The organism is Brevibacterium sp. 239c, assembly GCF_900169365.1.
Classification (GTDB): Bacteria; Actinomycetota; Actinomycetes; order Actinomycetales; family Brevibacteriaceae; genus Brevibacterium.
This window is the reverse complement of record NZ_FXZH01000011.1, coordinates 40491-63970: the sequence shown is the minus strand read 5'-3', so window position 1 is coordinate 63970 and position 23480 is coordinate 40491. Positions and strand designations below refer to the sequence as shown.

The window sequence follows — 23480 nt, the reverse complement described above, 5'->3', positions numbered from 1 at the left end:
ACGGCAGACCACACGTACGTATGACGTACCTGCAACTTGGAAGAGAGATGGAAACGTTGGAGAACCTGACTTTGGCTTCGCATGTCGATGCCATCAACTGGAATCGTGTCATCGATCCCGTCGATGATGACGTCTGGGACCGCCTCACCGGAAATTTCTGGCTGCCTGAGAAGGTGCCGCTGAGCAACGATATCCCTTCATGGGCGACGCTGACCGAGGAGGAGAAGACGCTGACCATGCGCGTCTTCACGGGTCTGACATTGCTGGATACGATTCAGGGCACCGTGGGTGCGATCTCCCTGATTCCGGATGCAGTGACGCCGCACGAGGAAGCAGTGATGACGAACATCGCGTTCATGGAGAGCGTGCATGCGAAGTCATACTCATCGATCTTCTCAACCCTGTGCTCGACGAAAGAGATCGACGAAGCGTTCCGTTGGTCGCGGGAGAACACCTACCTGCAGTCCAAGGCCGACATCATCCTCAGCTACTACCGAGGCGATGACCCGCTCAAGCGCAAGGTTGCCTCCACGCTGCTGGAGTCATTCCTCTTCTACTCGGGCTTCTACCTGCCCATGTACTGGTCTGCACATGCGAAGCTGACGAACACGGCCGACCTCATCCGCCTCATCATCCGCGACGAGGCTGTCCACGGCTACTACATCGGCTACAAGTACCAGAAGGGTTTGGAGTCACAGTCCGAGGAGCGCAAGCAGGAGCTCAAGGACTACACGATGAACCTCATGTTCGAACTCTACGAGAATGAGGTCGCCTACACGCATGACCTCTACGACTCAGTGGGGCTGGCTGAGGACTGCAAGATGTTCCTCCATTACAACGCGAACAAGGCCCTGATGAACCTCGGGTACGAAGCGATGTTCCCGAAGGAGGTCACCGAGGTGAACCCGGCGATCCTCGCGTCCCTCTCGCCCAACAGCGACGAGAACCACGACTTCTTCTCTGGTTCCGGTTCCTCCTACGTCATCGGCAAGGCCGAGCAGACGGAAGACGACGACTGGGACTTCTGAAACTGCTGGTGACGGGCCTGCTCGCCTCGATTTGAGAGGAAGGCAGGCCCGCACTGTATGCGAAGACTTGGGCTGGCCGAGATCGGTCTGCCCAATTTTTGCCCACATTTCAGCTCGAGGGGAGGTGAATTGAGATTGGCTAAGAAAGGACATGCTCGCAGTGCTATCACTGGACGCTTTGTGAAGATGTCGACGGCCGCCCGCAACCCGCGGACGACCGTCGTTCATAAGCCCAAGAAGAAGTAAGTACTGATCCCTCTGCAGGATCCCCATCCGGGCGTGAGAACGAATTCGCACTTCGTTCTCACGCCCACTCTATCTATGGTGAAGGCTTCACGCGAGCCGCGCACTGCGAGCTGCATCAATCCTTTCGGCAACATCATCCACGTCCGTGTCGAACAGATCCGAATACACATCCAACGTCATGGCCGCCGACGAGTGCCCGAGCATGTTCTGAACCACCTTCACCGAGGCGCGGGCCGACACCGCGGAGACACCATCCAGACCATCGACAATCCCGACGAGCCACACCTCAAGGAGCGCGAGCTTCAAGTGCTTGTGGCTGAGTCCGGGACCACGAACTGGACCAGGGACTACCTGTGCCAGAACATCAACGGACAGAAGGTGGCGGCATGAGGAAGTGGTGGCAAAGCGTTCGACGCAAGCGAATTCCGATCACTCGGCCATGACCTCACAAGGGCCGGAGTGAAGGCCCAGGCCGGCACCAGACTGGTCGTCACAAAGACCGCAGCCGATATCACTGCCGATGCGAAAGCGTTCGCCCCAGGTTGATACGGGCAACCTCCGGCCTCGATCGGACACGACCTGTTCGAGGCGAGTGGAGGGACCAGCGCCGAGATCGGTCCGACCACGAGTTACGCCGGTTTTGTCGAATGAGGCTCGAGTCGTTGCCGGCTGCCTCGTCCCCACCGACCGCGGGTCACAATTTCGGCCCAGGTAGTTCCAGCACGCTTTACGGCATCATGGGCGAGTCGGCTCGATGGGCAGGGTCGGCGTTGCTGGTGATAATGCGGCAATGGAATCGTTCCTCGTCGTGTTGCAGAAGAACGTCCTTGATCGGGGCCGTTGGGGTACAAGAGCGAGGTTACGGACTGCGATCGTGCACTGGGTTGAGCGGACCTATCACCGGAAGCGTCGGCAACGGAGATTGGGTAAACTGGCCCCGGTTGATTACGAGCCTGTTCACCACAAGGCCGTCGCTCTGGCGGCACAAACTCCGGAGTCAACCAAACCTTCAGCAGTTGCGTTGGCTGGAAAGTGACCCCGGAGTTATCAGCTCAGACTTCACCGGTCTTCGTTCGGTTCGAGATCGTTCCCAGCGCTGTCGTTGGTCATTTCAGCATCGCTGATCGTGTGATGGGCACTCGCCGCTGACTGATCGGTGGGCGGATTCTTCGCGGCTCTGAACATTGAATTGAGAGTAGCGATGACAGGAACCGCGAAGAATGCCCCTGTAATGCCCGCAAGAGCAGCCCCCGCGGTGACGCCCAGGATCACTGCTAAGGGGTGAATTTTGACTCGTGAGCCGGTCAACCAGGGCTGAAGAACGTGGCTTTCGATTTGTTGAACGAGGATCACGATGCCAAGCATGATGACGGCGTGAATCCATCCGTTGAACATTAGTGAGAGACCTACTGCGAACGCTCCGCCGATGATCGCTCCAACAAAAGGGACGAATGCTCCTAGGAACACAACGGTCGCGATCGGTACGGCCAGCGGCACTCCCAGAATCAGTGCACCGAGGCCGATTCCGACCGCATCGGTGGCGGCGACGACGAGTTGGATTCGAATGAAGCTCGACAGGGTCTTCCAACCGGCGTCTCCGGCTGCAATGATTCGCTGATGGGATTTCCGGGGCCATATCTGGACTGCCCAGGTCCAGATTCCTTTCCCGTCGATCAGTGCGAATAGCGTCACGAACAAGACGATGATGACGCCTTCGACGATGTGAGCCGCTGTAGTGCCGACTTCGGCGGCACCCGAGCCGAGTCCGGCAGCATTGTCTTGCAACCACTGCCCCGAGGAGGTGACGAGATCGTTGAGCTTGGCTTCGGTCAGCCCGAACGGCTGCGTTGCCAAGAACTGCTTCGCCGCGTCCAGAGACGTCGCCACCTGTTTCTGGATCGCAGGAATCTCGCTTCTGATCTGGAAGGTGATGAGGAGGACGAGTCCGGCCAGCAGGCCGAGGACGACGACCCAGACGGTGACCACGGCCAGCCACTTCGGCCACCGATGCCGCTGCAGGAACGACGACAATGGGACCAGGAGGGCCGAAAGTATCAGTCCCGCCAGAAAGGGGATCACGATTTCTGCCATTTGCAATGCCAGGAATCCCGCAACGGTGATCCCCGCGACGATGACCAGAAGGTAGCCGGTGAAACGAGCTCCGAGCTTCAATCCTTCGGGAATAGGGTCGTCCCGATTTTTCTCCATGGAGTCTTGGGAGTCGTTCAACATGAATTCACACTACCCTCAAGCGTTGTTGCGGGGAAGTGCAGTTGGCGAGGTGTGCCCGGGGGCTTGGCGACGAGCCATACGGCTGTGGCCGTGGGTATTCCCTTGGCGAGCAACAGAAGACTGTCGCGATGTGGTTGCACCATGACGACGTGCGGTGAGAGGGGAAGCGAGGGCCCAGAATTTGCCCAAATCTTGACCACATTCATCCCCGATGGGTCCAGGTAGAAACTCGTAAACTCCGCCTAGAATTCAACGGTCGACTCCCTGACCGGGAGGCAAGAGCGAACCACGACCTCTGCGGTTCTGGATGCTCCTGCGTCATCGGCAAGGCCGAGAGAACACGGAAGACGACGACTGGGACTTCTGAGTCACCTTCTGAGTCGCTGAGGGGCGGACGCCCTCGGCTTTCGGCCAATCCGAGCATTACTGCTTGGATGGGCCGTTTTCGTGCATTCAACCATCGTCGGAAGTGGAAGCGGCTTCTGCCCACGATCTTCCCATAGACCCGCACTGACTATATATGAGGCAGACCTGTGCAATTGGTGCGGTCAGCCCAGTTCAATCCTGAAAGGGCCCGCCCGCACGAGTCCGAGGTTCGCCGCATCACCTGCATGGCGTCGGCGTGTGCGAAACTCGCAGGGCATAGCGAACTCGAGGGGGAGCGTGAGCTTGCGGTCAGCTTCACATCGTTTCGTGGACTTGACGAGCTTGATGACTCCGAAGATCGCGCCCACAATAATCGCAGCGATGACGGCCAGGATCACGAGCAAAACGAGTATCTGTCCAAATGCAAGACGCATGTCAGTCCTTCTGTTCGAGAGCACGGAGGACGGAACCTGTCAGTACGACAGCGATCGTAGCGAGCAGCCCAACCGGATGAACTTCATCATGGCCACCGGGCAGCGCCACAAAAGTACAGAACGGGAGTATCGCGCCTGCTAGGAGAAATACCGTCGTCGTCCCATTCGAGTCTTGATTGTTCTCGGCCATTGTCGCACTTTCCTCAGATCATCGTCTCTCTAGCACCCGAATCACATAGGAGCCAGGTGGTGTGGATACGGCCGGTAAATCCACTACGGGTGCCGCACAGCAGACTGAGACCGCCTGAGGTAAGACCAGCTTCGGTCGTCGTCTGTGATTCGATGCGTCACCCGCCAGCGTCAGCCAGCATCGCGTGCTGTACGCGCGGAGGCGACGTCATCGACGACGGCGGCGATGTGCTGCACGCTCGCGATCAGTGAACCGTATAGGGCCCAGGAACGTTCCGGGAGGCCGTCATCTTCGGCCATGTTCACCGACAGCTCTTCGAGGCGTTTGAAGATCGGTTCGACTTCCGCATCTGGGTCGGCTATCGATTGACCGGCGTCTCGGACGATTGTTGTCCACTTCTCGCGGAAGCGAGTGTCCCATTCGCCGGTATCGTAAGAGCCCTCGCGCAGAGTCCGGGTCAGATGGCGCAGGTGGGAGATGCCTTCATCGACCCGCTGCAGGATGTTCTCGTAGCTGGCGTCCTCCGGCGATGTCTGCACTTCGCGGGCTACACCGGATGGGGTGCGTCGCCGACGCAGACGGTCGCGGGGGTTCGCCCGTTGACTCTCCCTGGCGAACTTGACCGACTGCCATGCTGAGTTCAGTTCCTCGCTCATAGATTTGGTCGTTTGGAACCAGTCGTTGGCGTTGTCTGTGTCCCATCCTTCGTCCAGTTCATCGGCCATTTCGACCAAGGTGTCGCCCATGCGCCGGTTGATGCTGTCGACATAGCGCTTTGCCTGTTGATCGCGCAGAGGTGGAATTACCAGAAGGTTGACGACGATGCCGACGGCGACGCCGACGCAGAGTTCCAAGATCCGCTCCCCGAGAAGGGGTTGCTGACTGTCGAAGCCGCTCCCGAGGACGAAGATGCCTGTTGTTGCGATCGCGATACCTTCATCGCGGATCCAAGGCAGCCGAGCAGCGGAGAGGCCGACCAGGAGCGCAAGCGCAAATGTCCATATGCTCACGCCCAGGTAGTTGCCGATCACGAAGGACAAGGCAACGCCGAGGGTTGAGGCGATAGTCGACTGCGCACCGCGAGACAACGAGCGGTGGACGGTGGCGTGAACTGTCAGTAGTGCTGCCCACGGTGCCAGGAATGGCATCTGAGAGTTCAGAACGCTATCGGACAGCCACCACGCGCCGGTAGCTGCGATGACCGCCTTGACGATCTGGAGCAGATCGGTGATGACATCGGGGCGTCGGGCAAGTAGCGATAGCTGTCGCTGCGAGTTCTGCGGCAATGGTCGTCCTTTCGGACCATGAGGATGGAGTGTTCACCCTACCTGGCATTCATAATCGGTGACGTGCACAGGTGGGCGATGAAAAAGCCCGACATTCCTGCAGGCAGAACCTGCGAAATGTCGGGCTGAGGTCAGACTGTCTTAGTTCCCGCTCTGCTTAAGACCCAGCAGTGCGAAGAGGAACCCGACAGACGGCGGCGATTAAGCCGCCAGCGGCGTGGTCTCACGCAGCGATGTTCCGGTGAACAGCACGGTCCGTCCGGTGGAATCACTGATCGTGATTTCGCCGGTGTTTCTGGTGCTGATCCTCGGTTCGATCAGTCCTGCATGCTCGACGGCACGCTGAACCCATTGTGGGAACTGAGTCATCGTTCCCTCCTTTCATTACAGTTCTGTTGAATGGCATGCATCTGTGCACGCGATTCTTTTCGTGTTGAGTTGGTGACGGGGTAGTCACCGAATAGTGCTAGCTGCCGAACGAGAATCTCGGTGGCGAGCCGGCTGGGTTTTACCGTGGTGCGGGTTGCTCCGTCACGGTGGGGGATCTGCATTCAGAAGAGACATAGAGTCCGTCGTATTTCATCTGCAAGTTGAACCTGATTCTTCAACTGCCGTAATGAATGGCATGTTGCGGTAAGAGTGGAATCAAAGGTTCGATGAAGCCGGACTGCTTCGAACGCAAGACATCAGCTTATACAAGTTCATCAGAAGATGTCAAAATCAAGGTGTGGGGTGCAGCGCGAGGGGGTGCCAAACAGTTTGTGGACCGGATCACCGCGTTGCCTTTTCGCACCGCCACCCTTCAGGCATGGCGCCCACGTCAAGGAAATCTCGTAGGCGGCTGGTCGCCTCATCCGTCAGGTCTGCATCCGCACGCGGATAGATGATCGGCTCTTCCTTCGAATTGTGTGCATCGAGGCGAGTCAGCAGGTCCCGGCACGCATCGTCCATGGTCTGCGAATCGGCGTCAGCCGCCAGCTGCACGTCGAGGGAGGCCATCGCGTCCCAGATTTCACCGTGCTCACGGAGCATGACGAACACAGGCATCATCAGTCCGGCCGTGCGCAGCGTTGGAAAGATGAATTCCTCTTCGAGATAGATGTGACGTCGCAGAGCCGCCATCGCCCGCAGCAGGGGCGCTGAGTCAGTTCCGCCACTGCTCAGACCGTCGGCGTACTCCTCGATTCCGCCATCGATCTCCTCATGTTCGCGCTCAAGGAGTGTGGACAGCAATGGTGTTTTCACGGCAACCTCCGAACGGGACTGTCCCGATTCTATCTGAGATCAGGTCACTCAGCTCCGGCGCATTCGGACCCAGATGGTCCCTGCCGCGATGAGAAGCACCGCAGCGCCGGCCAACATTGCGAATGGGAGGAGATTCTCTGCGGAGATGCCCAGCACCGACGATGAGGCCTCGGTTCCGTTCGCCGCAGCCGTAGAATCATCGGTGCTCTCACCCGATTCCTTTTCTGTGCCGTGGGAGTCGCTTCCACTGCCGCCGGCATCACTGCTGCTCGCCGAGGCGCTGGGATCGGCGCTCGGCGTCACGGTCTGCCCGACGGGGATCGTCTGGAGAGACTTGGGTTCCTTCTGGGCAAAGTCCCATTCGAGCAGGTCGACCGCGGCTTGTCGGGAGTTGTTGTCGATGCCGAGCATCGTCGCGACCACACGGTGACCGTCACGTTCGGCCACGGCGATATAGGCGCCCTTGGCTTTACGCGTGAACCCGTTCTTCAGCCCGAGCCCGCCGTCGACCTGTCCGACGATCTGAGTGTGGTTCTGAATCTCGTAGCCCTTGAACTTCTCCTTCGTGACCGGGTTCTTCCCGCCCGGGAACTTGATGGTCTCGGTGTCGATGACGCTCATCAGGTAGTCGTCCTCACACACCGCCCACGCCAGTTTCATCATGTCTGCAGCCGTCATGTACTGATTCTTGTCGTCGAGGCCGGAAGTGTTCGCTGCGTGGGTGTCCGTCATACCCAGCTCCTCGGCCTTCTCATTCATCAGGGCCACGGCCTTCTCCTGACCGCCAGCGGCCCGACCCAGCGCGTTCGCGGCATCATTGGCACTCGACATCAGCATCGAGTGGAAGAGCAGATCGACGGTGTACTTGTTCTTCTGCATGAGGCCGACCTTGGTGCCGTCGATCTCCATGTCCTCGAACTTCGCCTCGACCTTCTGTTTGGGATCGTCGAGCACGTCGACCAGAGCCAGAGCGGTCAGGAGCTTGATCGTCGACGCCGGCGCGTGCTTCTTGTCGATGTCGTGGGCGGCCTGAATTTCGCCCGTATCGAGGTCTCCCACCAGCCATGAAATGCCCACCGGTTTCGGTGGCTTCGCTCCATCGCCGAGGTCGGCCGGAGTTTCGTAGACCTTCTCCTGCTTCTTGTCGGGCTTCGCATCCGCATGTGAGCTCGTGGGGGAGAGGACCAGCTGAGCGCCGATGAGCAGAAGGGCGAGAGCGGCACCGACGATGAGGCGCACTCCCGCCCCGAACGAATGCGGAGCAGATGTCGTCAGTGACGCAGAGGAAGTGCGGGTCGAAAGCATGCGCACCAGTCTACGACGGCAAAGGACCAGCAGTCCTCAGGCAGTCTCGTGCGATATCGCACAGCACTTCGACAGTCGAAGTCAGACTGAGCTGGTTTCAAACCTGTCCACTCTGACTCAGACTGTCGAACTCCCACACACGCCCACGCAGACGACACGCACGCTCGGGGATCTCAGGCTGCACACTCACTCCAACATGGGCAACGCAAAAGGCGGCCGTGCACGTAAAGTGCACGGCCGCCTCGGCGATCCAGATGATGCGCGTTTGATCAGATCAGAATGCGCGCTGCAGGACTGCCTGCTTCACCTCTGCAATGGCCTTGGTGATTTCGATGCCACGAGGGCAGGCCTCGGTGCAGTTGAAGGTGGTGCGGCAACGCCACACTCCTTCTTTGTCGTTGAGGATCTCCAGGCGCATGTCTCCGCCTTCGTCACGCGAATCGAAGATGAAACGGTGCGCGTTGACGATGGCTGCCGGACCGAAGTACTGGCCATCGGTCCAGAACACGGGGCACGACGAGGTGCACGCGGCGCAGAGGATGCACTTGGTGGTGTCGTCGAAGGCCTCACGCTGTTCGGCCGACTGCAGACGCTCACGCGTCGGCTCGTGGCCGGAGGTGATGAGGAACGGCATGACCTCGCGGTAGGACTGGAAGAACGGCTCCATGTCGACGATGAGGTCCTTCTCCAGAGGCAGACCCTTGATCGCTTCGATGGTGATCGTCTTGTTGGTGTCAAGATCCTTCAGCAGGGTCTTGCAGGCCAGACGGTTGCGGCCGTTGATGCGCATGGCATCGGAGCCGCACACGCCGTGAGCACAGGAGCGGCGGAAGGACAGCGAACCGTCCATCTCCCACTTGATCTTGTGCAGGGCGTCGAGGACACGGTCGGTGCCGTACATCGTGACCTTGTATTCCTCCCAGTGCGCCTCTTCGTCCTGTTCGGGATCGAAGCGTGCGATCTTGAAGGTGCAGTCAAATGACGGAATCGAGCCGGCATCGCCTGCCACGTGGTCGGGCAGGTCGATCTTTGAGGCTGGTTCCGGTGTCTCGGTTGAGGTATCGGTGCTCATCAGTACTTACGCTCCATCGGCTGGTAACGGGTGACGATGACGGGCTTCGTCTCCAGACGCATGCCCTTGATGCCGTCGGTCTCGGAATCAGGATCGAGGTAGGTCATCGTGTGATGCATGAATCCTTCGTCGTCACGATCCGGGAAGTCCTCTCGGAAGTGTCCACCGCGTGATTCCTTACGGTGGATGGCGGCGACGGAGATGACCTCGGCGAGTTCGAGCAGGAAGTTCAGCTCGACAGCCTCGAGGAGGTCGAGGTTGAAGCGCTTGCCGCGATCCTGAATGCCGACGTTGTTGTAACGTTCACGCAGTTTCGCGATCTCGTCGAGCGCTTCGCGCAGAGTCTCGTCAGTGCGGAAGACCTGGACGTTGGCGTCCATGAGTTCCTGGAGATCCTTGCGGATGGCGCCGATGCGTTCGGTGCCATCGGAGGTCCGCATCTTCTCGAGCAATGCGACGGTGTCGTTCTCGGCACCCTCGGGCAGTTCGACGAAGTCTGCGGTTTTCGCGTACTCCGCTGCGGCGATGCCGGCGCGCTTCCCGAAGACGTTGATGTCGAGCAGCGAGTTCGTGCCCAGACGGTTCGATCCGTGGACAGACACGCAGGCGACCTCACCGGCGGCGTAGAGGCCGGGGATGACGTTGTCGTTGTCCGCGAGCACCTCGGCCTGGATGTTGGTCGGGATGCCGCCCATGGCGTAGTGCGCGGTCGGGAAGACCGGCACCGGCTCCGTGTAGGGCTCCACACCGAGGTAGGTGCGGGCGAACTCGGTGATGTCGGGCAGCTTCGCATCGATGTGCGCAGGCTCGAGGTGCGTGAGGTCGAGCAGGACGTAGTCCTTGTTCGGTCCACAGCCACGGCCTTCACGCACTTCGTTGGCCATGGAACGGGCCACGATGTCACGAGGAGCGAGGTCCTTGATCGTCGGTGCGTAGCGTTCCATGAAGCGCTCACCCTCCGAGTTGCGCAGGATCGCGCCTTCGCCGCGAGCGGCCTCGGAGAGCAGAATGCCCAAACCGGCAAGTCCGGTCGGGTGGAACTGGAAGAACTCCATGTCCTCAAGCGGGATGCCCCGGTTGTAGGCCACGGCCATGCCGTCGCCGGTCAGGGTGTGGGCGTTCGAGGTGGTCTTGAAGACCTTGCCCACGCCGCCGGTTGCGAAGACGACCGACTTGGCCTGGAACAGGTGGATCTCGCCGGTAGCCAGTTCGTAGGCGACGACGCCCGCCGGACGGCGGACTCCGTCGACCTCGGTCATGGCGAGGTCGAGGACGTAGAACTCGTTGTAGAACTCCACACCGTGCTTGACGCACTGTTGGTAGAGAGTCTGAAGGATCATGTGGCCGGTGCGGTCTGCTGCATAGCAGGACCGGCGGACGGCGGACTTGCCGTGGTCACGAGTGTGACCACCGAAGCGGCGCTGATCGATCTTGCCTTCAGGGGTCCTGTTGAAGGGCAGCCCCATCTTCTCCAGATCGAGGACAGCATCGATGGCTTCCTTGGCCATCACCTCGGCGGCGTCCTGGTCGACCAGGTAGTCACCGCCCTTGACGGTGTCGAAGGTGTGCCATTCCCAGTTGTCCTCTTCCACGTTCGCCAAAGCGGCGCACATTCCACCCTGAGCTGCACCTGTGTGCGAGCGGGTGGGGTAGAGCTTGGTCAGGACCGCGGTGCGGGCGTTCTGGCCCGATTCGATCGCTGCGCGCATTCCGGCGCCACCGGCACCGACGATGACAACGTCGTATTGATGTACCTGCATGTTTCTCCTTCTATGCGGCCGAGCAGAATGACGCCAGCAGTGCGGGGTCGGCTCCGGCCGGGCAGGGATCGAATGTGAAGATGACGAGCGTGCCGAGCACGATGACGATGACCGAGGCGATGTAGAGAATCACTTGGAGCGCCATCCTGGTGCCGGGCTTCTCGGCATAGTCCATGATGATGGTGCGCAGGCCGTTGGTGCCGTGCAACATTGCCAGCCACAGCATCAGCAGATCCCAGATCTGCCAGAACGGGCTGGCCCATTTGCCGGCCACGAATCCGAAGTCGATGGCCTGGACGCCTTCTCCGGCCCACAGGTTCACGAAGAGGTGGCCGAAGATGAGGATGACGAGGACGACGCCCGAGATGCGCATGAACAGCCATGCAAACATCTCGAACTTCGAACGTGTTGATTTGTGGCGCGAGTAGCCGGTGCGCGGAGCCGGGATCGATGTTGTGCTCATGTCATCCTCCGAACGTGTGCATCAGCTGGCGGGGGATGAAGGCGATCATGATGATGAGCCATACGATGATGACTCCCCAGAACAGCTTCTTCTGATTCTTCGGTCCGCTCTTCGAGAAGTCGACGAGAATGACGCGAAGGCCGTTGAACGCATGGAATGCGATTGCGGCAACGAGTGCGATCTCGCCGATAGCCATGAACGGTGTCTTGTAGGTTCCGATCACGGCGTTGTAGGCCTCGGGTGAGACGCGAACGAGTGCAGTATCGAGCACGTGGACCAATAGAAAGAAGAAGATTCCGACGCCTGTGACGCGATGCGCGACCCAGGACCACATTCCTTCGTTTCCTCGGTACAGAGTGCCCGTAGACGCTTTGGCCACGGAGCATCCTCCATCTTGGATTAATCGACTGTGTACATCAAGAAACTACGCCGAACGCCGCCTGGTTGCCAGTCGGGCCACGCCTGAGCGTGGTGGATCACATTAAGTTCCTGGCAGTTCCCTCACAGTCGTCATTCTCGGATACGACGAAATTCAATTACAGCATACGTGTGTGCGCTAACTAATGCGCCCGCCGGGCTGACCTGGTGAGTCGGAACCATCGCCGAGGTTGAGCCGTTCGGCTTCCGGTTCTCCTCACCCCGACACGGCGGACAACATCGGTCAGTCAGTGCCCGAACTTTGAGACACTGATGATGTGAACACACACTTCCACGCCATCATCCCCGCCGGCGGATCCGGAACTCGGCTCTGGCCGCTTTCACGCAAGGCATCGCCGAAGTTCCTCCACGATGTGCTGGGTACGGGCCGGAGCCTGATCCAGTCCACCTGGGATCGTGTCGCACCGCTCGTCGGCCCTGAGAGCGTGTGGGTCGTGACGGGCGAGAGCCACCGCGAGCAGGTCGTCGAGCAGCTTCCCGAGATGCCGGTGCACAAGATCCTCGCCGAACCGTCTCCGAAGGACTCGGCGGCCGCGATCGGTCTCGCGACCATGCTCATCGCCAAGGAGGACCCGGATGCGATCGTCGGATCGTTCTCCGCGGACCATTCGATCACCAACGTCGACGAATTCCGGCTCGTCATTGATCAGGCTTGCGTTGCCGCGCAGACCGGCGACATCGTCACGGTCGGCATCATGCCCCGCAATCCTGCCACCGCCTACGGCTACATCGAGACCGGTGAACTGCTGGGCATCGACGGCGCACCGACCGCCAGGCGCGCCATGGCCTTCGCCGAGAAGCCCGCCGCGAGCACCGCCCGCGCCTACGTGAATTCCGGTCGCTACCGCTGGAACGCCGGCATGTTCATCGCCCGCGCCGCCTCACTCCTCGAGGTCCTTGAAGCCGAGGACCCGACCCTGCATGCGGGACTGTCGCGGATCGCCGAGGCCTGGGGGACCGATACCCAGTCGCAGGTGCTCGCCGAGGTGTGGCCCGGGCTGGAGAAGCGCGCCATCGATTACGTCGTGGCCGAGCCCGCTGCCGCAGCCGGCCGTGTCATCGTCATCCCCGGCGACTTCGGCTGGGATGACGTGGGCGATTTCGACTCGGTGGCACGTCTGCGCCAGCCGGTGCCCGGAGAGCCCGCTGGGGTCATCTCGATCGGTCAGAACTGCGACCTCCTCGAAATCGATGCCTCAGGGGTCGTCTTCTCCGAATCCCAGAAGCCGCGCACGGTAGCGATCGTCGGCCTCGACGACCTCGTCGTCGTCGACACCGAAGACGTCCTGCTCATCACCTCCCGCTCCCACGCCCAGGATGTGAAGAAGGCCGTCTCTGCCGCCGGTGAACGCGGACTCGACGACCTGCTGTAGGCAGGCGCTGCAGGCAGAACAGGCGGCAGCTGGAAGCGGAGTGTGTCGAATTTGGTCGCAGTGCGCCCAAATGTGACGCGGAGTGCTTAGCATTGCAGTCAATGTCTCAGAAATCCGAACCGCGCCCCGAGGGCGTCGCGCTCCCAGAAGGACCAGACGTGATCAGCTCTATAGTCGCTGAGATCGGTGCAGAGCTCATCGATTTCCGCCGTGACGTCCACGCACACCCGGAACTGTCCTTCCAGGAGTACGACACCACGGACAAGATCTTCGCCCGTCTGGAGGCCGCCGGTCTGACACCTCGGCGCCTCGAGGCCACCGGCATCGTCTGCGAAGTCGGCGAGGGTCCGATCGCACTGGGCCTGCGAGCCGACATCGATGCTCTGCCCATCGATGACCTCATCGATGAGGACTTCGCCTCAACAATGCCCGGTGTGGCACACGCCTGCGGTCACGATGTGCACCTGACCGGGCTTGTCGGCGCAGCCATCGCCCTGCAACGACTCCACGAATCCGCTCCCGGCGGTCTCGGGGGACGGGTGCGACTCATCTTCCAGCCTGGGGAGGAAGTCACCCCGGGCGGAGCACTGCGCGTCATCTCGCAGGGCGTCCTCGACGATGTCCCCGAGGTCTACGCACTCCACTGCGACCCCAATGTCGACGTCGGTCGGATCGGCTCGCGCATCGGTGCCATCACCGCAGCGGGCGATACCGTCATCATTCGCCTCTCCGGTCATGGCGGGCACACCTCGCGGCCCCACCTGACCGAAGACCTCGTCTACGCGCTGGGCAAACTCGCCACCGATCTGCCCTCGACGCTGGGCCGACTCATCGATCCGCGTCACGCGATCTCCCTCGTGTGGGGCGAGATCAGTGCCGGCCATGCGGCCAATGTGGTGCCCAGTGAGGGGATTCTGCGCGGGACCTTGCGCTGCCTCGACGTCGACGGCTGGAACCAGGTTGCCGAGGTGCTGCCGGAGTTGGTCGAGCGGATCGCCGGCCCGTACGGGGTCACCGTCGACCTCGACCCCCGCCGAGGTGTCCCGCCGGTGGTCAACACCGAAGACCAGGTCGCGCTCATCGAATCCGCGGTTCGTGGTGAACTCGGAGAGAACTCCGTCCAGCTGACTCCGCAGTCCATGGGCGGAGAGGACTTCGCCTGGTACCTCACGCACTGTCCCGGAGCCCTCATCCGTATGGGCACCCGCACCCCGGGAGGGACGACCTACGACATCCACCAGGGTGATCTGCTCATCGATGAAGACTGCGTCGAGATCGCCGCCCGCATCTTCACCGCGACCGCACTGAAGGTTCTCCAGCGTGACTAGCCTCGCTACTGCCTCGGGGGTCTAGCCTCGTCGTTGCACCGCGGACTCAGACAGAACCGATAATCTTGGAGACATGAGAGTGAAGGTCATGAGCTTGGTGCTGGGCGCCGGCTTCAGCGCATTGAGCCTGGTGGCGCTGAGCGCCTGCTCGGTGACGGCACCCGAACCCGTCGAAGACGCCACGCTCGGCTGCATGATCTCGGCTCCCGCGGGATTCGACGATCACTCGGCGGGGGCACTGACCTTAGCAGAGACGGAACTGGCACGGTCGGCAGGACTCTTCTCCGCGACCTCGAGTCAGCGAGTCTCAAACTCATCGGCCACCTCGGCGGCATTGAAGAGGATGAGCGACCAGGACTGCGCACTGACCACGGTGCTGGGCCCCGGCGGGGCAGACGAGCTCGGAGACCATGCCAAATCCAACCCGGATGAGATCTTCCTGGGCGTGGCAAGCGGTCGCAAGGACTTCCCGGACAATGTGCTCAGCATCGACTTCGACCTCGTGCCGCCGGCCTTCATCGCCGGCTACATCGCAGCGACCGCGAGTGAGACCGGCGAGGTCGGCGCGCTCGTGTCCCAGGGATTCCCGCAGGCGGAGAAGATACTCACCGCCTTCGACGCCGGAGTCGACCTCTACAATGACGAAGCCGACGAGGACGTGGAGAAGGTGAAGTCCTACCGCGAGTCCGCCGTCGACGTCCGCACCGTGGCAGACACCAGCGATGAGGGAGAGGCCTTCTTCGAAACGGCGCACGACTCCGACGTCGATGTGCTCGTGCCCTTCGGATCGGCGGCGGCGATGGGTGTCGTCACCGCTGCGACCGATACGCTGACATCGCTGCGCACTCAAGAGCCGGAGGCTGAAGGCGATGAGAAGCCGGTCTTGCCGAAGGTGATCTGGTACGGAGCCTCCGGGGCCTTCAGCGACACGATCATTGCGACGATCGAGCCGAATATCCGGCGCGGACTGCGGAGCATGTTTGCCGAATGGCCACAGAGCAAGAACCCCGATGAGGTCGCCGAGGCGTCGAAGGACGAGCCCGTGGACATGGGTGGTTTCATGGTCACAGACCGTCACTACAAGGGCACGATCGACAACGGTGGAGTGGGAATCGCCGCCGAAGACGGGTTCCTCAGCCGCGTCTCCGATGCGGGCCGCAGCATCGCCGATCTGCGAGAGCGGATCAAGAGCGGTGACATAGATCCGAAGAAGCCCTGAACGTGACCCTGATCCGATAAGCTGTGCGGGTGTTGAATAATCCCGCCGGAGTCGCAGCAGACGACCCCATCCTGCAGCTGCCCAAAGTATCCCTCCATGATCACCTCGACGGTGGCCTGCGCCCCGCCACTCTGATCGAACTGGCCGCCTCGATCGGCCACGAACTGCCCGCTACCGAACCCGATGAGCTGGCGAAGTGGTACAACGATTCCGCGAGCTCCGGTGATCTGGTCCGCTACCTCGAGACCTTCTCGCACACGGTCGCCGTGATGCAGAGCCGTGAGGGCCTGATGCGCGTGGCCAAGGAGTGGGTCCTCGACCAGGTTGCCGACGGTGTCTTCTACGCCGAGGCCCGCTGGGCTCCAGAGCAGCACCTGGAAGGTGGGCTCGAACTCGACGAGGTCGTTGAAGCCGTTCAGGAAGGGCTCGAAGCCGGAGTGATCGAAGCCTCCGCGGATGGCAAGTTCATCCGTGTCGGCCAGATCATCACAGCCATGCGCCAGGCAGACAATTCCATGGCGATTGCGGAACTGGCCATCAGGCACCGCGAGAAGGGATCCGAATCCGGAGTAGTCGGCTTCGACATCGCCGGTCCTGAGAACGGCTTCCCGCCCTCTGCGCACCTGTCGGCGTTCAACGCTCTCCACCAGGCTTATGTGCCTGTTACGATCCACGCCGGAGAGGCCGCCGGCAAGGACTCGATCCACGAGGCACTGACTATCTGCCATGCTCAGCGCATCGGCCACGGTGCTCGCATCGTCGAGGATATGGACATCGTCGAAGGCGAGGGACAGCTGGGCAGCCTGGCCGCCTGGGTCCTCGACCAGCAGATCCCGCTCGAGCTGTGCCCCAGCTCGAACCTGCAGACCGACATCGGCGGCACCATTGCCTCCCACCCCATCACCGGGCTTAAGGATCTGGGCTTCGCTGTGACCATCAATCCGGACAACCGGCTGATGTCAGCGACGTCGGTCACGCGGGAGATGCGTCTGCTCGTCGATGAGGCCGGTTGGACTCAGGTCGACCTGGAATGGGCGACCGTCAACGCTGTCACCGCAGCATTCCTGCCCCTCGACGTGCGCGAGCGCATGCTCGACGAGATCCTGATTCCAGGGTTCGCCCGGGTGAATATTTGAGTTCACGAGACAAACGCTCGAACACACCCGGCGGCTCCTCGCCGTCGGGTGGTTCGTCGACTCCTGCCGGTCACGGTGTTCCCACCCCACGAGCAATGCTGGTGGTCGTTGTGGTGCTCGGGATTCAGGTGCTGGCCCTCCTGGGGTCCGCTCTGTCGTTCATCCTCACCGCAATCACCGCCGGCCCACTCGCCGGATCGCTGCTGGGCCTGGCTGTCATGTTCCTCATCTTCGCTGCCGGCGTGGCCGCAGCAGCGCGCGGATCGTGGAAACTTCATCGCTGGGCCCGCCCCGCAGCGATCGCCTTCGAGCTGCTCGTCATCGTCTTCGCCTTCAGCGTCATCGGCGGGTCGCTCTGGCTCGGGCTGGCCTGCCTGGTCACCGCGCTTGCCGTGCTCCTGGGCTATTTCCTGCCCCCGGTCGTCGAGGCCTACAACAGGGCGCTCGAAGGCTGAAGCCTCAGACCTCGGTGCCGCGATCAATGCCCAGAGTGGCGATGAGATCCTCGTGGAGTTGGAACCAGACGAGATGGCATGAATCGACATCGGTCCGATCGATCCACTCAGTCTGGCCGTCCTCGGCCCTGCTCAACGCTGCCTCGTAGCGATTCAGGATCCCCTCGAACCGTGTCAGGATGTTCGTCAGTCTCTCGACCACCGGCGCGAGTTCGACGCCCAGCGCCTCGACCTCATCGAGAACTCGTGCGTCCCAGTCAGTGTCGGAATGATCATTGCTCGCGAAGGCGTCATCCGGCCTCGGCCTGATCTGCCAGTCGGTGGTCGCGCTCAACATCCGAGCATTGAGCGGAAGGAACTCGCGGTAGATCGCAGCGATCTCATTGCCAGGGTCGGCGATGCGACGTTCATGTGCGAGCTGTCGTTCATTCTCCCATCTGCCGAAGTCGGTCAGCGACCAGCCGTTGACGCCGAAGAGCTCGAGGTGCTGCACCCAGCTGCTTCGTTCGGCCTGGTGGAGTCGGACCAGGGTCTCCTCAGCGCCGACCCCCGCACGGCGTGCAACGGCGTCTTCGCCTGCGAAGCCGAGCAGTCGCACCGCATGCAGGACCAGGAGCTGAGGCTCTGAGCGGTGGCTCAACGCTGACCATCCTGGCGAGAGCTCAGACGGGCCACATGTTGTTGGCAGGCCTGTGGAGATCGGAAGCCCATTCTTGCCGCGATCTGCGACCATGTCAGTCCCGCGTTTCGCGCAGCGAAGATGAGCCCGATCTCGACTCCCTCGACCTCCGCGCGAGCTGCGGGAAGCAGGGTCAAGGCCGCGCAGAGATCGTCAGAACCGAGATCTGTCGATCTCCACAGTGCGAACTGGGTGAGGTCGACCGCAGTGGGCGGTGCCGGTGCGGGGCGCCACTCACGGGCCTCCAGCTGATCCGCGCCGAGGGCCATGAGTCGAGCCTGCGCATCACGTTCGCGCTGCGCCTCTGCATGGTCTCCGACCGCTCTGTCCCCAAGGCTGGTGTGGTCTGTCTCGTGCTTGCCATCCATAGGCCACATCCTGCTATCATCAACATTATATTGTCAACAGAATGTTGAAGGGAGGGCGATGGTGAGAACACTTTCCGACTCCCACGATGGTCGGTCAGGAGGAAAGGCAAGGTCACTGGCCAGGCTTCTGCGCGCTGGATTTCCGGTGCCTGACGGCTTCGTCGTCTATGTCGATGCCGACCGTTCCTTTGCCTCTCAGTTCGATGACACGGTGCGAGACCGGATTGACCTGGAACTCTCGAGACTGGGTGATCCAGCGGTGGCGGTCCGCTCCTCGGCCGCCGATGAAGATAAGGCCGACGCATCCGCAGCAGGAATGTATGACACCTTCCTGGGCGTCCGCGGCACTGACGAGGTGTGTGCCGCGATCGTCTCCTGCGCGCGCTCAGCCGACTCTGTGCGAATCCGGGACTACCGACGCCGAGGCGGTGGCGCGGAGGATCCTGCGACAGTCATGTCTGTTCTCGTGCAGGTCCTCATTGAGGCTGAGGTCTCGGGCGTGATGTTCACACCCCGCCGTGTGAACGAGCCGACCCGGATCGAATCATCGTGGGGACTGGGGCTGTCCGTCGTCAACGGCGGCCTCACCCCCGACTCCTACGAAGTCGGGCCCGCGGGTGCCATCACCGCCACTCTCGGAATCAAGAAAGTTCGAACCGATGCTGTCGACGCGCAGAACGGGACGACGACCACCTCGGTCGCAAACGAGCTGCAGACCGTGCGAACACTCAGCGACGAGGCGCTCCTCGGCCTTGAGTCGCTGGGCGCACGCGTGTCTGCTGTCTTCGGTGGTCCCCAGGATATCGAATGGGCCATCGCAGACGGCACGATCTGGATCGTGCAATCGCGTCCTGTGACCGCCGTGCTGCCGCCCCTGCCTGGTACCGGACCAGTCATGGATTCCGGCCCCGTCGTCAATTCCGTTCTGCTGCCTGCAGCGACCTTAGACGGGACCCCGGGGTCCCACGGGGTCGTGACTGCCCCTGCCCGCATCGTCTCCGGACTGTCCGCATTCTCCGACGTCAAGCCCGGTGAAGTGGTGATCTGCTCCTTCACTGATCCCTCTTGGACGCCGCTGTTCTCCATCGCCGCCGGCGTCATAACTGAGGTGGGAGGAGCGCTTTCGCATGCAGCGATCGTCGCGCGGGAGTACGGCATCCCCGCGGTCCTCGGCGTCACCTCGGCGAGGGTGCGCATCGCGAACGGTGACCTCATCACAATTGACGGCACGGCCGGAACGATCACGATGCACTGACTCACAATTCGGCACCGACAAGGAACGATCCGGCATTCACAAGGAAGGACACGGGGAGCCAACCGTCTGGAACTGCCCCGGTAGGCATGATGGCAACACGAAATCTCTACATCGCACGACACGGCGATGCTGACGCCTTCGGGAACCTCACCGTCAGAGGCAGAGAGCAGGCGCGGCTCTTGGGACGACGTTTGGCTCATCTGCCGATCGGGGCCATCTGGCACTCTCCGCTGCCTCGCGCCGCCGATAGTGCCCGGGAACTCAACATCTTCCTCACCGGCAAGGTCACGGTGGGTGAGGCTCCGGAGCTGATCGACCACGTCCCTTACGTGCCGACACCAGCTGAGACCCCGCGGGCATGGGTGCCCTTTTTCGACGGGTACGAGCGCGAAGAGGCCGACGCTGGCCACGCGATCGCTGAAAGTCTCACCGGGCGCTTCGGCACTGTCGGCGGCCAGGCCATGACCAGTCGCGATGAGGACATGCACGAGGTCCTCATCACCCATGCGTATCCGATCGCCTGGCTCGTACGCGACGCCTTGGATGCACCGCCACAGCGGTGGCTGGGACTCAACAGCGCCAACACAGCACTGACGGTCATCGAGCACCGCCCCCAGCTTCCGCCGACGATCATCATGTTCAACGACATGGGGCATCTGCCGTCGTGGCTGCAGTGGACGGGATTCCCTGAGGTGCCTCGCCCGTGAACAGACGGATCAGAGGGATCAGATGCACAAGCTCAGCCGGCAGTCCGCACCTAGGTTCTCGGCGGCTCCCACCGCTGCACGCTGGCGGCCTGAGCGGCCGTGAACTTCGAAGGCACAGCGGTGAAGATCGCATCGCGAATCCCGGCCAACAGCGGCGACTGAATCTGGAAGACGGCGCCGAGGACTCTGGACTTCGCCGCAATCGACTGACTGCGCTTCATCCGCAACCGGTCATAGTCACGCAGCTGAACGTCGACGCCTGACGCCGAGTCCGTTCGCCCGTCCGACTTTGCCGAACCAGCCGACTCTGCGATCACCGGCGCCAGCAGCGCCGTCAGAGTGGCCGCGTCTTCAAGAGCCTGCCCGCCGCCCTGTCCTAGGTTCGGAGTCATCGCATGAGCCGCATCGCCGAGGAGGACGACGCGTCCCCGGTGATAGGTCGACAGGGCAGTAGCGAGGTCTGAAATCGCGGTCCGCCGGATTCGGTCACTCGGTGTCGTTGCAATGAGTTCCGCGATCGGGGAGTGCCAGCCGGAGAACAGATCCCGCACCGTCGCCTTCTCATCGGCGAAGGACGCGTGTTGGGCCATGTTGGCAACCGCGAACCAGTACACGCGACCATCCCTGAGTGGGGCGATGCCGAAGCGCAGCCCCCGCCCCACGGTCTCACCGGCGGCTCCATCCAGATCGACGGGGCGTTCGGTGATTCCGCGCCAACAGGAGTAGCCGGAATAGCGTGGTCCGATTCCGGGGTCGACGGTTTCCCGCACCTGACTGTTGAGACCATCAGCGCCGATGACCAGATCGAAGCGTTCTGGAGTGGCCGGCTGTGAGTCCTCCGGCATCTTTCGTGTTTCGTCAGACTCCACGTCCGCCTCCGGCCGGATCGTCACCGTGCCCTCAATGCTCGCCGAGGTGACCTCAGCGAGAGTACGCACCGTACCCTCATCGAGGGCATCGAGCAGAACCCGATGGAGCTCGGCTCGGTCGACGATCCGCAGCTCGCCGACGCTCTCAGCGGGAAGGCGCGCGATCCAGCGTCCGTCGGGTCGGCGTTGGCCCGCAGCGAATGACCCGGCTTGCTTGTCTGTGATCGTTGCGAACTGAGGGCCGAGCCCCAGTGCTTCGAGTGCCCGCAGCCCATTGGCGAAGACGGACAGACCCGAACCCCCGGCGCGCACCTCGGCGGCCCTTTCGAACACGGTCACCTGCGCGCCCGCCTTCTGCAGGCCCACGGCGGCCGAGAGTCCGCCGATGCCGGCTCCAACGATCGCTATCCTCATGGGGTGTGGGCCTCTCATGCGAGCTGTGCGGTGTCTGCCTTACTGCTGAAGGTACTCCCCGCAGGCCTCGGTGAGGAAGTCACCGGCGACACCACCCTCTTGGTTGAGGCTGTCCGCGGTCTTCTGGATGCCCCACCAGACCTGGGGTGAGGCGCCCCACTGCTGCCGGAAGTCCTCGCGCTTATCGGGATCATCGGCCAGGTCTTGAGCGGCCAGCGAGATCCGGTCCTGGGCGTCATCGGCCGTGCACCGAGCCTCATCGTCGGGGCCCTTCGGGGCGAGCTCCGGAATGTCATCGGAGTCTTTGGCCTTCAGCGTGTACGCGGACCCGCCGATCTCCTCAACGGTGAAGGTCCCGTGGATGAGCAGGAAGGGTGATTTCTTCGTATCGACGTTCTCGGCGTCGACGGTGACACTGACACTGTCCGGGGTATCGGCGGTGACGGTGGCCTCGCCCGAATCGGGAACGTCGGGGTTGCCGGTGTGGACGTAGACCTTGAGGTATGCCTCGGATTTGTTCGCGGCAGCCTCGGCGAGGCCCTGCCACAGGGGGTCGGCATCCTTCGCCCCGCCGGGGGAGGAATCGACGATGGACACCTTCGGAGCGTCATCGGGGGTCTCGACCGGAGTGACCTCCTCTTCGCTGACGGAGGGGCGCGGGGCCGGTCGGGTCTCCTCTGAGGTGGGAACGCAGGCCGTCATCGTGGCCAGCACTGCGGCGGAGGTCAGGAGGGCAAGGGAGCGAATTCGCATGGTTCCTCGAAGGGGTGGTCGTCGTGGCGGTGCCGGGCTTGGGGTCCAGTCTCGCCTTCCAGCCTAATCCGAGGGGCCGCGGTCACCCCGGTGGACGCGCTGGCCCGATCCCGATTGCTCGGTTCGCAGCCCGTCTACTCTGCGCGGGCCGGCATGAGTGCACTCAGGCTGGCCTTCTGCACTCCGGCTTCGTCGAAGTTGTCCTCATCGAGCCACTGCAGATAGGCTGCGCGCAGGCTGGGCCATTCGGTGTCGATGATGGAGAACCACGCGGTATCGCGGTTGCGGCCCTTCACGACCAGGTGCTGTCGGAACAGTCCCTCAAAGGTGAACCCGAAACGTGTCGCCGCCTTCTTCGACGGTGCGTTGTCGTTGTCGCACTTCCATTCGAAGCGCCTGTAGCCGCTGGCGAAGGCCAGATCGGCGAAGAGGAAGAGCGCCTCGGTGGCTCCGCGGGTGCGTGAGAGTGCCGGTCCCCACAGGATGTTGCCGATCTCGATGACTCCGTTGTTCGCATCGATGCGCATCAGTGCCTGCCGACCTTCAGCTCGTCCAGTGCTGCGGTCGACCACGGCGAAGAACAGAGGATCTGGAGACTGTGAAGCTGTGGACATCCACTCATCGAAGTCTGCCCGCGTTGTCTGCGGCGTCTGTGGCAGGTATCGGAAACGCTCATCCGAGCCCTCCGCCGAGGCTGCCGCGAAGAGTGAGTCCGAGTGCTGCTGGAGATCGAGGGGCTCGAGGTCGACATAGCGACCATGGATCGTCTTCTGCCGAGGCGGCTGGGCCCCGACCCAATCGTTGAGGTTCGCGTCGGTCATGACTTTTCCTTCTCGTTCTTCATCGAACTCCTCCATCG

General features: G+C 62.0%; 25 protein-coding genes and 1 pseudogene. 9 read left to right on the top strand and 17 right to left on the bottom strand.

Annotated elements, in window-relative coordinates; genetic code table 11:
- Window positions 1–47 precede the first annotated feature (47 nt).
- Window positions 48–1028 (top strand): class 1b ribonucleoside-diphosphate reductase subunit beta, encoded by a 981-nt coding sequence (nrdF, locus tag BSP239C_RS11595; protein WP_101572999.1) that lies wholly within the window; start codon window positions 48–50, stop codon window positions 1026–1028.
- A gap of 333 nt (window positions 1029–1361) precedes the next feature.
- Here the strand turns inward: nrdF and BSP239C_RS11585 are convergent, their stop codons facing one another.
- Window positions 1362–1580, bottom strand: a complete 219-nt coding sequence (locus BSP239C_RS11585) for a hypothetical protein (protein ID WP_257930180.1) — start codon at window positions 1578–1580, stop codon at window positions 1362–1364.
- A 361-nt stretch (window positions 1581–1941) separates the two neighbouring features.
- Between BSP239C_RS11585 and BSP239C_RS21140 the strand changes: the two are divergent.
- Window positions 1942–2310 (top strand): annotated as a pseudogene (locus BSP239C_RS21140) (hypothetical protein); the annotation flags it as partial.
- Window positions 2311–2333: 23 nt separating this feature from the next.
- Here the strand turns inward: BSP239C_RS21140 and BSP239C_RS11580 are convergent.
- The 11 genes from BSP239C_RS11580 to sdhC form a co-directional block, all read right to left on the bottom strand.
- Window positions 2334–3506 carry an AI-2E family transporter gene (locus BSP239C_RS11580; protein ID WP_101572995.1) on the bottom strand — a complete coding sequence of 391 codons (1173 nt, stop codon included), beginning with the start codon at window positions 3504–3506 and terminating at the stop codon, window positions 2334–2336.
- Between the two features lie 548 nt (window positions 3507–4054).
- The gene (locus BSP239C_RS11575; protein WP_101572993.1) at window positions 4055–4306 is read right to left on the bottom strand and encodes a hypothetical protein; all 252 of its coding nucleotides are present in this window, start codon (window positions 4304–4306) and stop codon (window positions 4055–4057) included.
- A 1-nt stretch (window position 4307) separates the two neighbouring features.
- Window positions 4308–4496 carry a hypothetical protein gene (locus BSP239C_RS11570; RefSeq protein ID WP_101572991.1) on the bottom strand — a complete coding sequence of 63 codons (189 nt, stop codon included), beginning with the start codon at window positions 4494–4496 and terminating at the stop codon, window positions 4308–4310.
- A 170-nt stretch (window positions 4497–4666) separates the two neighbouring features.
- Entirely contained in the window at window positions 4667–5782 is a 1116-nt protein-coding gene (locus BSP239C_RS11565; protein WP_101572990.1) for an aromatic acid exporter family protein, read from the bottom strand.
- A gap of 201 nt (window positions 5783–5983) precedes the next feature.
- Complete coding sequence (locus BSP239C_RS20735; RefSeq protein WP_180958991.1) at window positions 5984–6151, bottom strand: hypothetical protein; 168 nt, start codon at window positions 6149–6151, stop codon at window positions 5984–5986.
- 402 nt (window positions 6152–6553) lie between these two features.
- Window positions 6554–7027 (bottom strand): hemerythrin domain-containing protein, encoded by a 474-nt coding sequence (locus BSP239C_RS11560; protein WP_101572988.1) that lies wholly within the window; start codon window positions 7025–7027, stop codon window positions 6554–6556.
- A gap of 48 nt (window positions 7028–7075) precedes the next feature.
- Window positions 7076–8332 carry a D-alanyl-D-alanine carboxypeptidase family protein gene (locus BSP239C_RS11555; protein ID WP_101572986.1) on the bottom strand — a complete coding sequence of 419 codons (1257 nt, stop codon included), beginning with the start codon at window positions 8330–8332 and terminating at the stop codon, window positions 7076–7078.
- A gap of 274 nt (window positions 8333–8606) precedes the next feature.
- On the bottom strand, window positions 8607–9404 hold the full coding sequence (locus BSP239C_RS11550; protein WP_101572984.1) for a succinate dehydrogenase iron-sulfur subunit: 798 nt from the start codon (window positions 9402–9404) through the stop codon (window positions 8607–8609).
- Entirely contained in the window at window positions 9404–11164 is a 1761-nt protein-coding gene (gene sdhA, locus BSP239C_RS11545) for a succinate dehydrogenase flavoprotein subunit (RefSeq protein WP_101572982.1), read from the bottom strand. Before sdhA ends, BSP239C_RS11550 begins: the two co-directional genes overlap by 1 nt.
- Before the next feature lie 10 nt (window positions 11165–11174).
- On the bottom strand, window positions 11175–11627 hold the full coding sequence (locus tag BSP239C_RS11540) for a succinate dehydrogenase hydrophobic membrane anchor subunit (RefSeq protein WP_101572980.1): 453 nt from the start codon (window positions 11625–11627) through the stop codon (window positions 11175–11177).
- A 1-nt stretch (window position 11628) separates the two neighbouring features.
- On the bottom strand, window positions 11629–12006 hold the full coding sequence (sdhC, locus tag BSP239C_RS11535) for a succinate dehydrogenase, cytochrome b556 subunit (RefSeq protein ID WP_101572978.1): 378 nt from the start codon (window positions 12004–12006) through the stop codon (window positions 11629–11631).
- Between the two features lie 316 nt (window positions 12007–12322).
- Between sdhC and BSP239C_RS11530 the strand changes: the two genes are divergently transcribed.
- The 5 genes from BSP239C_RS11530 to BSP239C_RS11510 all read left to right on the top strand — a co-directional run bounded on the left by BSP239C_RS11530 (window position 12323) and on the right by BSP239C_RS11510 (window position 17576).
- A complete protein-coding gene (locus tag BSP239C_RS11530; RefSeq protein WP_101572974.1) occupies window positions 12323–13438 on the top strand; it encodes a mannose-1-phosphate guanylyltransferase in 1116 nt (371 codons plus the stop codon).
- A 101-nt stretch (window positions 13439–13539) separates the two neighbouring features.
- Complete coding sequence (locus tag BSP239C_RS11525; protein ID WP_257930179.1) at window positions 13540–14766, top strand: amidohydrolase; 1227 nt, start codon at window positions 13540–13542, stop codon at window positions 14764–14766.
- Window positions 14767–14839: 73 nt separating this feature from the next.
- On the top strand, window positions 14840–15985 hold the full coding sequence (locus BSP239C_RS11520; RefSeq protein ID WP_226841802.1) for a BMP family protein: 1146 nt from the start codon (window positions 14840–14842) through the stop codon (window positions 15983–15985).
- A gap of 29 nt (window positions 15986–16014) precedes the next feature.
- Complete coding sequence (locus tag BSP239C_RS11515) at window positions 16015–17121, top strand: adenosine deaminase (protein WP_101573117.1); 1107 nt, start codon at window positions 16015–16017, stop codon at window positions 17119–17121.
- On the top strand, window positions 17118–17576 hold the full coding sequence (locus BSP239C_RS11510; protein ID WP_226841804.1) for a hypothetical protein: 459 nt from the start codon (window positions 17118–17120) through the stop codon (window positions 17574–17576). The genes BSP239C_RS11515 and BSP239C_RS11510 overlap by 4 nt, the downstream gene beginning before the upstream one ends.
- A 4-nt stretch (window positions 17577–17580) precedes the next feature.
- Here the strand turns inward: BSP239C_RS11510 and BSP239C_RS11505 are convergent, their stop codons facing one another.
- The gene (locus tag BSP239C_RS11505; protein WP_101572970.1) at window positions 17581–18216 is read right to left on the bottom strand and encodes a transcriptional regulator; all 636 of its coding nucleotides are present in this window, start codon (window positions 18214–18216) and stop codon (window positions 17581–17583) included.
- A complete protein-coding gene (locus tag BSP239C_RS11500; RefSeq protein ID WP_101572968.1) occupies window positions 18213–18623 on the bottom strand; it encodes a DNA-binding protein in 411 nt (136 codons plus the stop codon). The genes BSP239C_RS11505 and BSP239C_RS11500 overlap by 4 nt, the downstream gene beginning before the upstream one ends.
- Before the next feature lie 58 nt (window positions 18624–18681).
- Between BSP239C_RS11500 and BSP239C_RS11495 the strand changes: the two genes are divergently transcribed.
- Together BSP239C_RS11495 and BSP239C_RS11490 are read left to right on the top strand one after the other, a co-directional pair.
- The gene (locus BSP239C_RS11495; RefSeq protein WP_101572966.1) at window positions 18682–19878 is read left to right on the top strand and encodes a PEP/pyruvate-binding domain-containing protein; all 1197 of its coding nucleotides are present in this window, start codon (window positions 18682–18684) and stop codon (window positions 19876–19878) included.
- A gap of 89 nt (window positions 19879–19967) precedes the next feature.
- Window positions 19968–20585 carry a histidine phosphatase family protein gene (locus BSP239C_RS11490; protein WP_101573115.1) on the top strand — a complete coding sequence of 206 codons (618 nt, stop codon included), beginning with the start codon at window positions 19968–19970 and terminating at the stop codon, window positions 20583–20585.
- A 50-nt stretch (window positions 20586–20635) separates the two neighbouring features.
- Here the strand turns inward: BSP239C_RS11490 and BSP239C_RS11485 are convergent, their stop codons facing one another.
- From BSP239C_RS11485 to BSP239C_RS11475, 3 genes are all read right to left on the bottom strand, one after another.
- Complete coding sequence (locus BSP239C_RS11485) at window positions 20636–21868, bottom strand: FAD-dependent monooxygenase (RefSeq protein WP_101572964.1); 1233 nt, start codon at window positions 21866–21868, stop codon at window positions 20636–20638.
- Window positions 21869–21907: 39 nt separating this feature from the next.
- On the bottom strand, window positions 21908–22621 hold the full coding sequence (locus tag BSP239C_RS11480) for a hypothetical protein (RefSeq protein WP_101572962.1): 714 nt from the start codon (window positions 22619–22621) through the stop codon (window positions 21908–21910).
- Between the two features lie 134 nt (window positions 22622–22755).
- Window positions 22756–23442: a GNAT family N-acetyltransferase gene (locus BSP239C_RS11475; RefSeq protein ID WP_101573113.1), complete on the bottom strand. Its 687-nt coding sequence runs from the start codon at window positions 23440–23442 to the stop codon at window positions 22756–22758.
- Window positions 23443–23480: the final 38 nt, after the last annotated feature.